The sequence below is a fragment of the Phenylobacterium haematophilum genome (assembly GCF_014196295.1).
GTDB classification, from domain to species: domain Bacteria; phylum Pseudomonadota; class Alphaproteobacteria; order Caulobacterales; family Caulobacteraceae; genus Phenylobacterium; species Phenylobacterium haematophilum.
Genome location: NZ_JACIDK010000003.1, coordinates 151,138 through 165,055 on the forward strand (window position 1 = coordinate 151,138; position 13,918 = coordinate 165,055).

Sequence of the window (13,918 nt, forward strand, 5' to 3'; positions counted from 1 at the left end):
GGTCTTAGTAGCCCTGGATGCGGGCGTAGCGGTCGCGGTGATACGACTGGCTGCCATAGGCCGCCTCGGCCGCACGGGCGCGCTTCAGGTAGAAGCCCGCGTCGTGGGCGTCGGTCATGCCGATGCCGCCGTGCATCTGGACCATCTCGTTGGAGACGAGGTGGAAGACGTCGCCCATCTTGGCCTTGGCCAGCGACACCAGCTCCGGCACGTCCGGGCTGCCGGCGTCGATCGCCGCCAGGGCGGCTTCGACGGCCGAGCGGGCCAGTTCCAGGTCGGTGAACATCTTGGCCGCGCGGTGCTGCAGGGCCTGGAACGAACCGATGACCTGGCCGAACTGAACGCGGACCTTCAGGTAGTCGAGGGTGGTTTCGAAGGCTTGGACCGCGGCGCCGAGCATTTCGGCGGCCAGGCCCGCGCGGGCGCGGTCGAGGGTCGCTTCCAGCACGTCCCAGCCCTTGCCCTCTTCGCCCAGCAGGGCGTCGGCCGACACTTCGACGTTGTCGAACGAGATGTTCGAGACGCCGCGGCTGTCGGCTTGCTTCAGGTTCTGCTTGGTCACGCCCTTGGCGTCGGCCGACACCAGGAACAGGCTGATGCCGTCCTTGTCGCCCGGCTTGCCGCTGGTGCGGGCCGAGACGATCAGCAGACCGGCGCCCGGACCTTCGAGCACGAAGGTCTTCTTGCCGTTCAGGGTGTAGCCGGCGCCCGACTTCTTGGCTTCCAGCGCGACCTTTTCCGGGGCGTGGTGAGCGCCTTCGTCAACGGCGAGCGTGGCGACCAGCGAACCGTCGGCGATCTTCGGCAGGTACTCGCCCTTCTGGGCGTCGTTGCCGCCCAGGATCAGGGCGCTGGCGGCGGCCAGGCCCGAGGCCAGCAGCGGCGAGGCGGTGAGCGTGCGGCCCATCTCCTCGAGGATCAGGCCCATCGACAGGTAGCCGAAGTTCGAACCGCCGAAGTCTTCCGGGATGATGACCCCGGCCCAGCCCATTTCGGCCTGCTCGTTCCAGGCGGCGGCGTCGTAGCCGAGCTCGACGCCCGAGTCGCGCATCTTGCGGAAGGCGGTGACCGGGCTCTTTTCCTGGACCCAGCTCTTCGCCGCGTCGCGGAGCATGCTCTGTTCTTCGTTCAGAACGGCCATGTCTTAAATCCTATTCTCGAAAATTCTGTGGTTGTTCTGATGGTTAGTTGTTTTGCGTCAGGTCGGGCAGGCCGAGGATGCGCTTGGAGATGATGTTGTTCTGCACCTCCTGCGAACCGCCATAGATCGTGGTGGCCTTGCCGCCGAGCCACGAGCGCACGGCGCCCAGTTCTTCGCCGGTGAAGGCGTCGCCTTCCCAGCCCAGGCCCTGGTGACCCATGATCTCGAGGGTCAGTTCGGCCTTGTCCTGCATCCAGCGGGTGCCGGCGTTCTTCATGATCGAGGTCGCCGCCGACGGGCCGGAATTGCCCTTGGCTTCCATCATCGCGCGCACGGCGGTCTGCTGGAAGGCGCGGCCGTCGATCTCGTTCAGGATGATGCGGGTGCGCAGGTCGCTGTCGGCCACGCGGCCTTGTTCGTCCACGCCCACATAGTCCTTGGCCAGCTTCGGCAGGCCGCGGCCGCCGGCATAGCCGCCGCCGCCGGCGCCCGACAGGCCCGAACGCTCGTGCTGCAGCAGGCGCTTGGCGATGGTCCAGCCGCCGTTCAGCGGGCCGACCAGGTTCTTCTTGTCGGCGATGGCGTCGGTGAAGAAGGTTTCGCAGAAGGGCGAGTTGCCGGCGATCAGCGGGATCGGGCGGACTTCGACGCCCGGCTGGTGCATGGTGAACAGCACGAAGGAGATGCCTTCATGCTTCTTGCTGGTGTCCGTACGCACCAGGCAGAAGCACCAGTCGGCGTATTGAGCGCCCGAAGTCCAGATCTTTTGCCCGTTGATCACGAAGTGATCGCCCTTGTCTTCAGCTTTACACTGAAGAGAGGCCAGGTCAGAACCGGCGCCCGGCTCGGAGAAACCTTGGCACCACTGAAGGTCACCGCGGCAGATCGGCGGAATGTGTTCTTTCTTCTGATCTTCGGTGCCGTACTCAAGCAGAGTCGGGCCGAACATCATGACGCCCATGCCGCCGATCGGGTTGTAGGCGCCGGCGCGCTGGAATTCCTGCATGACCACGCGGCCCTCGGCCGCCGACAGGCCGCCGCCGCCGTATTCGGCCGGCCAGGTCGGGGTGCCCCAGCCCTTGGCGCCCACGGCCTTGCGCCAGGCTTCCTGGTCCGGGCTCGGGTTGCTGCGCTCTTCGCGCATCATCGGGTTGGGCTTGCCCTTGAGCGAAGCGGGGAAGTTGGCTTCGACCCAGCCGCGCACTTCCGAACGGAAGGCGTCGAGATCGCCGCCGCCAAAATCTGCCATTGAAATAGTCTCCCAGAAAAATCAGGTCGTTTGAAAACTCGCGGCCGCCCGCGCCATGCGAAATGACATGGCGCAAACGGCCTGGTTCGGGATCACCCTAGTGGTTCTGCGTCAGGTCGGGGAGTCCCAGGATACGCTTGGAAATAATGTTGTTCTGCACTTCGTTGGAGCCGCCGTAGATCGAGCCGGCCTTGCCCGACAGCCAGGTGCGGACCGCGGTGCGCTCCTCCTCGCTGAACGCGTCGCCTTCCCAGCCCAGGCCCTGGTGGCCCATGACCTCGAGGGTCAGTTCGGCGCGGTCCTGGGTCGCCTTCATGAAGGCGTTCTTCATGATCGAGGTGGCGGCCGACGGGCCGGAATTGCCCTTCGACTCCAGCGCCGCGCGGACCACGGTCTGGGCGACGGCGCGCTGGTCGATCTCGTTGAGGATGATGCGGGTGCGCAGATCCGGATCGTCCAGGCGGCCCTTCTCGTCCTCGCCGACGTACTTCTTGGCCAGCACGCCCAGCGAGACGGTGGCGCCGCCGCCGCCGCGGCCGCCGTTCATGCCGCTGCGCTCGTGCTGCAGCAGGCGCTTGGCCACCGTCCAGCCGCCGTTCAGCGGGCCGATCAGGTTTTCCTTCGGCACCTTTACGTCGGTGAAGAAGGTCTCGCAGAAGGGCGAGTTGCCGGCGATCAGGCGGATCGGGCGGACTTCGACGCCCGGCTGGTGCATGTCGAAGACGACAAACGAGATGCCTTCATGCTTGCGGGTCTGGTCGGTGCGGACAAGACAGAAGATCTTGTCGGCGTATTGGCCGCCGCTTGTCCAAATCTTCGAGCCGTTGACGATCCAGTGATCGCCCTTGTCTTCCGCCTTCGTCTGCAGAGAGGCGAGGTCTGAACCGGCGCCGGGCTCGCTGAAACCTTGGCACCACCGCACCTTACCGGTGGCGATGTCGGGGATATACTTCTGCTTCTGTTCTTCGGTGCCGTATTCCAGCAGGGTCGGGCCGAACATGCCCACGCCCATGCCGCCGATCGGGTTCACCGCGCCGATCTTGGCCATCTCCTGGGCCAGGACCCGCGCCTCGGCGGCGCTGAGTCCGCCGCCGCCATAGGCCTTCGGCCAGGTCGGAACGCCCCAACCCTTGGCGCCCATGCGCTCCTTCCAGAGCGCGTGGTCGCCCGTGGGGGCTTCCGGGCTCATGATCGCGGCGGTCTGAGCCGCCACGTCCTTGCCCAGGGACTTCGGGAAATTCGCCTCGAGCCACTCCTTGGCTTCGGCGCGGAAGGCTTCCAAATCGGGGCCGCCAAAGTCAGCCATGAAAATTCTCCCTAATATTCATTATCTTAGCGACGATTATAGTTCGCGCTCCCGTTTCCGGGCCGGTCTATGAAATCACTTGGGATCGGGAAGGCCCAGCACTCGTTTCGAAACGACGTTCAGATTGATCTCCGAAGTGCCGCCTTCGATCGAGTTGCCCTTCGAGCGCAGCCAGGTGCGGACGGCCGCCAGTTCGGGGGCTTCGTAGCCTTCGCCCTCCCAGCCGCCGCCGGCCGCGCCCAGCGCTTCGACGATCAGTTCGTTGCGGTCCATGGCCACCTTGGCGCCCATGTACTTCATGATCGAGGTGGCGGCCGACGGGCCGTTGCCGGCCTTGGCTTCGTCGGCGGCGCGGCGGACGGTCTGCTGGAAGCTCTGCACTTCCATCAGGTGCTCGGTGATGCGGCGGCGCAGGTCGCTGTCGGCCAGGCGGCCGGTCTCGTCGAGGCCGACGTACTGGGTCGCCGCGCTCTTGACGGTCAGGGCGTTGACCGGCGCGCCGATCGAGCCGCCGCCGAGGCCGGCCGAGATGTTGTCGCGCTCGAACTGCAGCAGGCGCTTGGCCACCGTCCAGCCGCCGTTCAGCGGGCCGAACAGCTGGTTCTTGGGGACGACGACGTCGGTGAAGAAAGTCTCGCAGAACGGCGAGGTGCCGTTGATCAGCCGGATCGGACGGACCTCGACGCCCGGCGTGGTCATGTCGATCAGCAGGAACGAGATGCCCTCATGCTTCTTCGAGGTGTCCGTCCGCACCAGGCAGAAGCACCAGTCGGCGAGATTCGCGCCGCTCGTCCAAATCTTGGAGCCGTTGACCAGATAGGTCTCGCCCTTGTCCTCGGCGCGGGTCTGCAGGCTGGCGAGGTCGGAGCCCGAGCCGGGCTCGGAGTAGCCCTGGCACCAGCGGACGTCGCCGTTGATGATGCCCGGCAGGTGCTGGCGCTTCAGTTCCTCGGTGCCGTACTCGATCAGGGTCGGGCCGAACATCATCACGCCCATGCCGCCGATCGGGTTGCGGGCGCCGATCTTGGCCATTTCCTCGTGCAGCACGCGGGCCTGCTGGCGGCTCAGGCCGCCGCCTCCGTATTCGGCCGGCCAGGTCGGCACGCCCCAGCCCTTGGCGCCCATGGCCTTGCGCCAAGCCAGCGCGTCTGGCGTCTCTTCGCCGCCGCTCGCCTTGGCGGTCTGGGCGGCCGGATCGGCGGCCAGGGCCTTGGGGAAGTTCGCCTCAAGCCAGGCCGCCGCCTCGTTGCGGAAGGCCTGCAGGTCGTCGCCGCCAAAGTCAGCCATGGGAAATCTCGCCTCTCGAAATCAGGTCGATCAAATCAAGGACGGGGCTCGAAGAACAGGGCCCCGCCGTTCACACTTACTTGGGGTCGGGCAGGCCGAGAACCCGCTTGGACACCACGTTGAGGTTCACCTCGGACGTGCCGCCCTCGATGGAGTTGCCCTTGGAGCGCAGCCAGCCGTGGGTCGCGGTCAGCTCCAGCGGGGTGTAGGCCTCGCCCTCCCAGCCGAGTCCCTGCGCGCCCATGGCTTCGACCATCAGCTCCGACCGCTCCTGGGCGAAGGTCGCCGCGGCGTACTTGATGATCGAGGTGGCGGCGCTGGGGCCGTTGGAGGCCTTCGACTCCGCCGCCACGCGGGCGATGGTCTTGTAGAAGCAGTCGAAGTCCATCTTGTTCTTGGTGATGCGCGTGCGCAGGTCGGGATCGGCCAGGGCGCCGGTTTCGTCCGCGCCGACGTAGGTCTTGGCGATCTGGCCGAGGTCGCCGGCCGCGCCGCCCGCGCCGCCGCCGCCGCCGAAGCCGCCGGAGATGTTCTGGCGCTCGTACTGCAGCAGGCGCTTGGCGATCTCCCACCCGCCGTTGACCTTGCCGACCAGGGCGGCCTTGGGCAGCTTCACATCCGTGAAGAAGGTCTCGCAGAACGGGCTCTCGCCCGAGATCAGCTGGATCGGCCGCGTCTCGACGCCGGGGGTCTTCATATCAATAAGCACGAAGGAGATTCCTTCGTGCTTTTTCGAAGTATCGGTACGGACCAGGCAGAAGCACCAGTCGGCCTTGTTGGCGTAAGAAGTCCAGATTTTCTGGCCGTTGATCAGCCAATGGTCGCCCTTGTCCTCGCACTTGGTCTGCAGGCCGGCGAGGTCGGAGCCCGCGCCCGGTTCGGAATAGCCCTGGCACCATCGGGTTTCGCCGCGGACGATCTTGGGCAGGTACTCCTGCTTCTGCTCCTCGGTGCCGTATTCGAGCAGCACCGGACCCAGCATCCAGATCCCGAACGAGGCCAGCGGCTGACGGTAGCGGCCGGCGCTGAGCTCCTGGTCGAGGATGCGGGCTTCCTGCGGCGAGAGGCCGCCGCCGCCGTAGGCCTTGGGCCAGGTCGGCGCCGTCCAGCCCTGCTGCGCCATGCGCTGCATCCAGACGATCTGCGGGTCGTCGGAGCCCGCGAAGGCGCGGCCGCCCCAAATCGCCTCAGGGTCGGTCCTGGCGTTCGGATCGCGCAATTCGGGCGGATAGTTGGCTTCGAGCCAGGCCTTCACCTCGCCGCGGAACGCATCGAGATCGCCGCCGCCAAAGTCGGCCATGAATTCCTCCCGTATCGGAACGCCTTTACGCGCGGGCACATTAGCGCCGGGCGTTGCAAGAGCAAGCGGAACGAAACGCTTGTTTGACTGAAGCGGTCGCCCCTGCCCAGGCGGCAAATCACGATATATACGGGCGCAAGGGGCGGCCATTTGGAGGGCGGATGAGGTTTTGGCGTGAACTGAGGCCGGCGGCCTTCGCCGCGGCGCCGTCAACAGCAGCGATCTTGGCCCTGCTGGCGGGAACCATGCTCCTCGCCTCGGGCGCGACGCCCACCATCCCCGACCGTTTCTTCCAGATCTATGAGATCAGCCCCGTGGTGCTGATCGAGGTCAGCCACTTCCTGTCCAGCATCCTGGGTCTGGTCCTGGTGCTGCTGGCCTTCGGGCTGAGAGCCCGCCTCGACGGCGCCTGGTGGGCGACGCTGTTCACCCTGATCATCGCCAGCCCGCTGGCGCTGCTGAAAGCTTTCGCCTGGGAGGAGGCGCTGGCGTTGGCGCTGTTCGCCGTCCTGCTGCTGCCGTTCCACGGCGCGTTCCCGCGCAAGGCGCGGCTGCTCAGCATGGAAGTCACCCCCGGCTGGCTGATCTCGGCCTTCGCGGTGATGGTCGGCGCCGGCCTGCTCGGCCTCTGGTCGTTCCAGCACGCCGACTACGGCGACAAGCCGTTCTGGGCGGTGATGGCCGACGCCGATGCGGCCCGCGCCATCCGCGGTTGGGTCGGGGCGGCGATTCTGCTGCTGGCGTTCGGGATCTGGCGGCTGTTCGCCTCGGCCGCGACGCCCAAGGTGGTCGGCGAGGACGATCCTGAGCTGGAGCGTGTCCGCGCCATCCTGGCCAAGGCCGAGGAGGCCGAGCCCGGCTCCAATCTGGCGCTGCTGGGCGACAAACGGTTCCTGTTCTCGCCATCGGGCGAAAGCTTCCTGATGTTTGGCGTGCGCGGCCGGTCCTGGATTTCCCTCGGCGCGCCGGTGGGGCGGCGCGACGAGTGCATGGACCTGCTCTGGCGCTTTCGCGAACTGGCCGACGCTCATGCCGCGCGTCCGGGTTTCTATGGCCTGGACGCCGAAGACCTGCCCGACGTCGTCGAGCTCGGCTTTGCGATCGCCAAGGTCGGCGAGAGCGCCGCCGTGGCGTTGGACACCTTCACGATCGAGGGCACCAAGCGCGGCAACCTGAGGCGCGCCTGGCGCCAGGCGGGCGAGGCCGGCGCCACGTTCGAGGTCGTGCCCCCCGACCGGGTGAACGAAATCATGCCGCAGTTGCAGGCGATCTCCGACGCTTGGCTGGTGCATCATGCGGGCGGGGACAAGAGCTTCTCGATGGGCGGCTTCTACCCGTCCTACGTGGCCGAATTCCCGGTCGGCATCGTCCGCTTCGAGGGCAAGATCATCGCCTTCGCCACGCTCTGGATCACCGCCAACAAGAGCGCCTTCTCGATGGACCTGATGCGGTACATCGACGAAGGCCCGAGGCGGATCATGGACTACCTCTTCGTCGAATTGATCGAGTGGGGGCGGCGGGAAGGCTATCAGGCGATCGAGTTCGGCATGGCTCCGCTCTCGGGTCTCGACGACCGGCCGCTGGCGCCGGTGCTCTCCCGGGTTGGCGCGCTGATCTTCGAGCGGGGCGAGGAGATCTACAATTTCCAGGGCGTGCGGGCCTACAAGGGCAAATATGACCCAGTCTGGCGGCCGCGCTACATGGCGGCTCCCAACAAGTGGGCGATCCCGCTGCTGCTGGCCGACATGGGTCTGCTGACCTCCGGCGGGGTGGCGGGCTTGGCCAAACGGCCGAAGAAGTCCGACGAAGCCGCCGGTCTGCAGAACGCGGCGTGAGCTAGGGGGCGGTCAGCGTCCGGTCGTCACGCCCAGCAGGTTCACGGCGTGGACGATCATGAACAGCGCGAACGCGCTCGCCGTCACCATGATGAAGCGCCACGGCACCAGCCGAGGGCCCTTGATCGGGTCGGACGGCTTAGAGCCCCGCCAACCGGCGAAGGCGGCGAGCGCGAGCAGGACGCCGCATAGCGCCAGGGTGACGTTCAGATCCATTTTCGTGCGCCTACAGCAGGCCGAAGGCGGGTGCAAAGGTGAACCCGTCATTAACGCTTAACGGCCTCTTAACCACGTTGAGGCTTGTTTTCCCTAGGGGCCCCTGCGCCATCCACAGACTTTCGCTGCGGTCCCAACATCTAGTGTTAACCTTCCGTTTACACACCAGGGATCGGTGGTAGCGTCCAGAATGGGCTGGGAGAACGATTCGGTATGACGTCGGGTGCGCCCTGGAGCGTCAAGGGGATCGACCCTAAGGCGAGGGAGGTCGCGAAGGACCTCGCGCGCCGGTCCGGCATGACCCTCGGCGAATGGCTGAACCGCATGATCCTTGAGGATGACGCGCCCGAGGAAATCACTTCGCAGTCGTATTTCGAGGAGCGTCCCGCGCGCTCGGAGCGCGTCTACTTGGAGACGCCGCGTGCGCCGGAAGCCGCGCCGGTGGCGGTGATGGAGCCGCCGCCCGGCCGCTTCGAAGCCGTCCAGCATCCAGGCGACGAAATGGGGCGCGTGGCGATGGCGCTCGATCGCCTGAGCGGCAAGTTCGATCGCGCCCAGCCGCGGCTGACCCCGGAGTCCATCGCCGCCGAGAACGTGCTGCGCGAGGCGATGGCCCGCATCGAGGCCGCCGAGCGGGACGCGGTGGCCGTCGCCGCCCGCTTTGAGGGCGCCGTGCAGGAAGCGCGCGCCGAGAACACCCGCCTCGCCGAACGTCTGCGCAGGGTCGAGGCCGAAGCCGCCGGGCCGCGCTCGGCCGAAGCGCTGCGCTCGCTGGAAGCGGCGCTCGGCAAGGTCGCCAACCATCTCTACGAGGGCGAAGGCCGCACCCGCGACAGCCTGCAGGCTATGGAACAGCGGATCGACCAGATCTTCGCCTCCGGCGGCGCCGATCCGGCCAGCCTGCTCGAGGAGGTCGTCGACCGGGTCGACGCCCGCCTGACCGACGCTGAGACGCGGACGTCGGAAGCGCTGGTCAATCTGGGCCAGGCCTTCGCCAATCTCGACGCCCGCATGGGCGCGGCCGAGAAGGCGATCGGTCCCGAAGTCGAGCGCCGGATCGAGGCCTTGGCGGCGACCCTGTCGCGCCGAGTCGAGAACGTCCGAGGCGAGATCGCCAAGGGCCTGCAGGAAGCTGCCGGCGGCCGTTTGGACCGCATGGAGCGCCAGCTCGGCGAGATGGCCGAGACCGTGCGCAAGTCCGAGCAAGCCGCGGGCGAGGCTATCGAGCGCATGGGCCGCGAGGTCCTGACCGTTGCCGACACGCTGAACCGCCAGGTTCAGGCCGCCGAACACCGCAGCGCCGACGCCATCGAGCAGGTCGGCGGCGAGGTCGCCCGCATAGCCCAGGCGATGGAGCAGCGGCTGGGCCGCTCGGAAGGCGCGCACGCCGAGGCGCTGGAGAAGCTGGGCGCGGAGATCGGCCGCATCACCGACCGTCTGACCGAGCGGATCGGCAGTTCGGAGCGCCGCGCCGCACAGGCCATCGACGACGTCGGCGAGCAGGTCGCCCGGGTCAGCGAGCGGATCAGCCAGCGCCAGGAGCGCTCAGTCGAAGACCTCGCCGACCGTATCCGTCAGAGCGAGGAGCGCACCGCGCGCCTGCTCGACGAAGCACGAGAGAAGATCGACCGCAGCCTGGCGGAATCGCATCGCCGGATGAGCGAGCAGGCCGCCGCCGCGCCGGCTGCGCCGCGGCTGACCCGCGAGGAGCCGGCGGCGACGCCGTTCGACCACGATCCGTTCCGCGAACTTGGCCCCGTCGCCGCTCCTCGGCCCGAAGGCTTGGCGCTGCAGGCGTTCGCGGCGCCCGAGCTCCCGGCCGGCGCGTTCGGTGCGGCTGTGGGCGACCCCGAGGCCGACGACGACACGGCCGAAACGCCCGTCGCCGCCGACTTCCCGCAAACCGCGAACGCGCCTGTGTTTGACGCAGTCGATTTCGAGGCGGCCGACGGCTTCGATCCGATCGAGGAGACGGCGGCGGCGACAGCCGAGATCGAGCCCGACGGCCAGACCTCTGCGGACGCGCTCGAAGTCGAGCTTCCCGAACCGCAGGCCAACGCCGACCCGTTCGCCGCCGCCGCCTGGATGTCGCCGGCCGGGTCCGAGCCTGCGCCTGACGGCGCCGAGATCGTCGCCGCCGAACCAGTCGAAGCCCCCGGAGAGCCCGCCGAGCTGGCCCGTCCGCTGTCGACGCGCGAAGTCATCGAGCAGGCGCGGGCCGCGGCGCGCGCCGCCTCCAGCCCCTCCGAAACCAAGCGCAAGAGCGGCAAGATCGAGAAGCTTCCCCGCAAGGAGAAGGAGGGCGGCCGCTCGCTGTTGTCGGGTCTCAGCTTGCGCAAGCGGGCGGTGGGATCCTCGTCGCTGCAGACTGCCCTGCTGGTGGCCGGCGGCGCGGCGTTCCTGAGCCTGGGCGCCGCCAGCTATTTCGTCGCCGACGCCGAACCCGGCGGCGCGCCGCCCAAGCGGGTGGCCGATGCGCTGGCGGTGTTCGCCAGCGACCAGGCCGGCGAGATCGCCGGCGGTGAAGCAGACACCACGCCGAACCCGACCACCGTCCGCGCCGCTGTGGCGCTGGCCCCGCAGCCGCTCAACGCGCCCGGGACGCCGGCCCCTGCTTCCGCCGCCTCTGTGGAAGACCCCGCGGCGGTGGCCAACCTTTACGCCGAAGCGCTGCGCGCGATCGAAACGTCAGAGCCGGGCGGCCTCGACAAGCTGCGCAAGGCGGCGAACCTCGGCCATTCGCCGGCTCAGTTCTATCTCGCCAAGCTCTACACGGACGGCGGCGCCGGCCTGAAGAAGGACCTGGTCGAGGCGCGCCGCTGGACCGAGCGCGCTGCCGAAGGCGGCAATCGCGCGGCCATGCACAACCTCGGTATCGCCCTGGCCCAGGGGACCGGCGGGACCAAGAACCTGACCCTGGCGGCCGAGTGGTTCCGCAAGGCGGCGGATCTCGGTCTGGTCGACAGCCAGTACAATCTTGGCGTCCTCTACGAGCAGGGGCGGGGCGTCACCCAGAACGCGGCCGAAGCCTACAAATGGTATCTGATTGCGGCCCGCAGCCGGGATGAATTGGCGCTCGACAACGCCGCGCGGGTGCGCGCCGGCCTCTCGGCCGAAGCGCGCGCGGTCGCCGAGCGCTCGGCCCAAGGGTTCCGGCCTGTCACGCCGAGCACAGCGGTCGCGGCCACGCCAACCGCGTCGAGCAATGATGTCGCCACCGCCCAACGGGCGCTGTCGCGGCTGGCCTACTACCAGGGTCCGACCGACGGCAATGTCTCGCCGGCGCTGACCATGGCGATCGCCGCCTATCAGCGTCACCAGGGAATGGCGGCCACCGGTTCGCTCGATCCCGTCACGCTTTCGCGGCTTCAGGTCTTCACGCGGTGACGCGCGCCGGGTAAGGGGCGCCCTTGGATTTCTACCTGCCCATAGCGGAAGTCTCGGTGAACGCGCCGCTGCTGATCGCGCTCGGCGCGGCGGTGGGCTTCATCTCGGGCCTGTTCGGAATCGGCGGCGGCTTCCTGATGACGCCGGTGCTGGTGTTTCTAGGCATCCCGCCCGCGGTGGCGGTCGCCAGCGAAGCCAACCACGTCGCCGCGTCCTCGACCTCCAGCGTAATCTCCTACACTCGGCGCAAGGCGGTCGACTTCCGCATGGGCGGCGTCTTGGCGGCTGGCGGCGCGGTCGGGTCTCTGCTGGGCGTCGAGGTGTTCCGCTGGCTGCGACTGCTGGGCCAGGCTGATCTCGTCGTCTCGCTGTCGTACCTGATCTTCCTGGGCGTCATCGGCGCGCTGATGCTGTGGGAATCGCTCGGCTCGATCCTGCGTCGCCGGCGCGGCGATGCGCCGAAGCCGCGGAAGGACCGGCGGCCGCCCTGGCTCTACGGCCTGCCGTTCAAGGTGCGGTTCCCGCGATCGCGGCTCTACATCAGCGTCATTCCGCCGATCCTGCTGGGCGTGTTCGTCGGCATCCTGTCGGCGATCATGGGGGTCGGCGGCGGCTTCGTGCTGGTCCCGGCGATGGTCTACATTCTGCGCATGCCGGCTGGGGTGGTGGTCGGCACCAGCCTGTTCCAGATCATCATCACCACCTCGCTGACCAGCGTGCTGCAGGCCGGACGCAACCAGACCGTCGACGTGGTGCTGGCGACCCTGCTGCTGATCGGCGGGGTGCTGGGCGCGCAGGTCGGCGCGCGGGCCTCGTCGCGCTTCCGGGCCGAAGAACTGCGTGCGCTGCTGGCGCTGATCGTGCTGGCTGTGGGTCTGCGGATGGGGCTGGGCCTGTTCTTCACGCCCTCCGAGCCGTTCGTGCTGATGGCGGGGAACGGCTGATGGCGCTCGACGCAGGCCCGCCCCCGACTCCGCCGCCGGCCGCCGTGTCGGCCGCGCTGACCACGACCAACGTGCGGGTGACCTCCAGCTTCCGCGGGGCGCGCATCGTACTCTATGGGGCGGTGCTCGATCCGACCCAGAAGCCCAGCGACGTCGTGGTGATCGTGCGCGGCCCCGAGGCGCCGGTTCGCATGGCGCGCAAGACCCGCATCGCCGGAGTCTGGGTCAATTCGCGGCCGGTGGTGTTCGAAGGCGCGCCCGGCTTCTACATGGCCGCTTCGACCCGCCCGCTGGACCAGATCGCCAACTTCAGCACCCTGCGGCGGTTGGGTGCGGGAATCGACCACCTGCGGATCAATGCGCCGATGGAGCAGCGCACCGAGACCCGCTACGGCGTGCGGGACGTGGTGGTCAGCGGCTTGGGGGCCGACTACCTTGACTGGCGACGTGCGGTGGTGCGGCTGAAGGAGGCCAGCGGCCTCTACGCCGCCGACTCCCGAGGGGTCAACTTCGTCGACAAGGGATTGTTCAAGGCCGAGATCGACCTGCCGACCGGGGCGCCGATCGGGGTCTATTCCGCCGACATCTACCTGTTCCAGGACGGCCAGCCCGTCTCGAGCCGCACCCGGGGCCTGACCGTCGAGAAGGCCGGTGTCGAGCGGGCGCTTTATCTGTTCGCCCATCAAAGGCCATGGTCGTACGGTCTGGCTTCGGTGGCGATCGCCCTCGCCGCGGGCTGGGCGGCCTCTGTCGCCTTCCGGAGGAACTGACCGCTTGGAAACCGACGGCCACCTGCACGCCGTGACCGCCGCGCCGCGTCCCCTCTGGGTGATCGCGCTGGCCGGACTGGCGCCGTTCCCGATCTCCGCCCTCACCTATGTCTATGGCGACGCCGAAGTGAGCGGCCCGGCGCTGACCGTGCTGCTGACCTGGTCGGCGATCGTGCTGGGGTTCCTCGGTGGGATCCGCTGGGGGCTCGAGAGCGGCCGGGCGAGCCCGCGCTGGACGCGGCTGGCGACCTCGGTCATCTCGCCGACGGCGGCCTGGACGCTGATCTTCGCCCGCGGCTCGGTGGAGACCGCCTGGCTGCTGTGCGGCTTCCTGGCCGCGTTCATCCTGCAGTGGCTGTACGACCATGCCGCACCCGACGTGCCGGCCCGCTTCCCGCGGCTGATGACCACCCTGACGCTCGGCGCCTGCCTGTCGCTGGGCCTGGCGCTCGAACAGGCGATGCGGATGTAGCCCTGATCGAA

Annotated in this window: 11 protein-coding genes; 5 read left to right on the forward strand and 6 right to left on the reverse strand. The window is 68.2% G+C overall.

Annotation, left to right across the window (positions count from 1 at the left end; translation table 11 throughout):
* Positions 1 to 4: 4 nt before the first annotated feature.
* From GGQ61_RS11595 to GGQ61_RS11615, 5 genes are all read right to left on the reverse strand, one after another.
* Positions 5 to 1,141: an acyl-CoA dehydrogenase family protein gene (locus GGQ61_RS11595; protein ID WP_183772791.1), complete on the reverse strand. Its 1,137-nt coding sequence runs from the start codon at positions 1,139 to 1,141 to the stop codon at positions 5 to 7.
* A gap of 43 nt (positions 1,142 to 1,184) precedes the next feature.
* A complete protein-coding gene (locus GGQ61_RS11600) occupies positions 1,185 to 2,390 on the reverse strand; it encodes an acyl-CoA dehydrogenase family protein (RefSeq protein ID WP_183772793.1) in 1,206 nt (401 codons plus the stop codon).
* 97 nt (positions 2,391 to 2,487) lie between these two features.
* A complete protein-coding gene (locus GGQ61_RS11605) occupies positions 2,488 to 3,696 on the reverse strand; it encodes an acyl-CoA dehydrogenase family protein (protein WP_183772795.1) in 1,209 nt (402 codons plus the stop codon).
* A 75-nt stretch (positions 3,697 to 3,771) separates the two neighbouring features.
* Positions 3,772 to 4,983: an acyl-CoA dehydrogenase family protein gene (locus GGQ61_RS11610; RefSeq protein WP_183772797.1), complete on the reverse strand. Its 1,212-nt coding sequence runs from the start codon at positions 4,981 to 4,983 to the stop codon at positions 3,772 to 3,774.
* A 76-nt stretch (positions 4,984 to 5,059) separates the two neighbouring features.
* On the reverse strand, positions 5,060 to 6,283 hold the full coding sequence (locus tag GGQ61_RS11615) for an acyl-CoA dehydrogenase family protein (protein ID WP_183772799.1): 1,224 nt from the start codon (positions 6,281 to 6,283) through the stop codon (positions 5,060 to 5,062).
* Positions 6,284 to 6,444: 161 nt separating this feature from the next.
* Here GGQ61_RS11615 and GGQ61_RS11620 point away from each other — a divergent pair, with 161 nt between their 5' ends.
* On the forward strand, positions 6,445 to 8,118 hold the full coding sequence (locus tag GGQ61_RS11620) for a phosphatidylglycerol lysyltransferase domain-containing protein (protein WP_183772801.1): 1,674 nt from the start codon (positions 6,445 to 6,447) through the stop codon (positions 8,116 to 8,118).
* A gap of 12 nt (positions 8,119 to 8,130) precedes the next feature.
* Here GGQ61_RS11620 and GGQ61_RS11625 read toward each other — a convergent pair whose 3' ends face one another.
* Complete coding sequence (locus GGQ61_RS11625) at positions 8,131 to 8,334, reverse strand: hypothetical protein (protein WP_183772803.1); 204 nt, start codon at positions 8,332 to 8,334, stop codon at positions 8,131 to 8,133.
* Positions 8,335 to 8,547: 213 nt separating this feature from the next.
* On the opposite strand from GGQ61_RS11625, the gene GGQ61_RS11630 reads away from it, so the two are divergent.
* From GGQ61_RS11630 to GGQ61_RS11645, 4 genes are read left to right on the forward strand one after another with little or no spacing between them, the layout of a single operon-like run.
* Positions 8,548 to 11,721: a peptidoglycan-binding protein gene (locus GGQ61_RS11630; RefSeq protein WP_183772805.1), complete on the forward strand. Its 3,174-nt coding sequence runs from the start codon at positions 8,548 to 8,550 to the stop codon at positions 11,719 to 11,721.
* Between the two features lie 23 nt (positions 11,722 to 11,744).
* The gene (locus GGQ61_RS11635; RefSeq protein ID WP_183772806.1) at positions 11,745 to 12,665 is read left to right on the forward strand and encodes a sulfite exporter TauE/SafE family protein; all 921 of its coding nucleotides are present in this window, start codon (positions 11,745 to 11,747) and stop codon (positions 12,663 to 12,665) included.
* Complete coding sequence (locus tag GGQ61_RS11640) at positions 12,665 to 13,435, forward strand: TIGR02186 family protein (RefSeq protein ID WP_183772807.1); 771 nt, start codon at positions 12,665 to 12,667, stop codon at positions 13,433 to 13,435. Before GGQ61_RS11635 ends, GGQ61_RS11640 begins: the two co-directional genes overlap by 1 nt.
* Positions 13,436 to 13,439: 4 nt before the next feature.
* Entirely contained in the window at positions 13,440 to 13,907 is a 468-nt protein-coding gene (locus GGQ61_RS11645; RefSeq protein ID WP_183772808.1) for a DUF3429 domain-containing protein, read from the forward strand.
* Positions 13,908 to 13,918: the final 11 nt, after the last annotated feature.

What these genes read in the sequence shown, in the direction of transcription:
- GGQ61_RS11595 (WP_183772791.1), bottom strand. Translation starts at nt 1,141, where the DNA reads ATGGCCGTTCTGAACGAAGAACAGAGCATGCTCCGCGACGCGGCGAAG.
- GGQ61_RS11600 (WP_183772793.1), bottom strand. Translation starts at nt 2,390, where the DNA reads ATGGCAGATTTTGGCGGCGGCGATCTCGACGCCTTCCGTTCGGAAGTG.
- GGQ61_RS11605 (WP_183772795.1), bottom strand. Translation starts at nt 3,696, where the DNA reads ATGGCTGACTTTGGCGGCCCCGATTTGGAAGCCTTCCGCGCCGAAGCC.
- GGQ61_RS11610 (WP_183772797.1), bottom strand. Translation starts at nt 4,983, where the DNA reads ATGGCTGACTTTGGCGGCGACGACCTGCAGGCCTTCCGCAACGAGGCG.
- GGQ61_RS11615 (WP_183772799.1), bottom strand. Translation starts at nt 6,283, where the DNA reads ATGGCCGACTTTGGCGGCGGCGATCTCGATGCGTTCCGCGGCGAGGTG.
- GGQ61_RS11620 (WP_183772801.1), top strand. Translation starts at nt 6,445, where the DNA reads ATGAGGTTTTGGCGTGAACTGAGGCCGGCGGCCTTCGCCGCGGCGCCG.
- GGQ61_RS11625 (WP_183772803.1), bottom strand. Translation starts at nt 8,334, where the DNA reads ATGGATCTGAACGTCACCCTGGCGCTATGCGGCGTCCTGCTCGCGCTC.
- GGQ61_RS11630 (WP_183772805.1), top strand. Translation starts at nt 8,548, where the DNA reads ATGACGTCGGGTGCGCCCTGGAGCGTCAAGGGGATCGACCCTAAGGCG.
- GGQ61_RS11640 (WP_183772807.1), top strand. Translation starts at nt 12,665, where the DNA reads ATGGCGCTCGACGCAGGCCCGCCCCCGACTCCGCCGCCGGCCGCCGTG.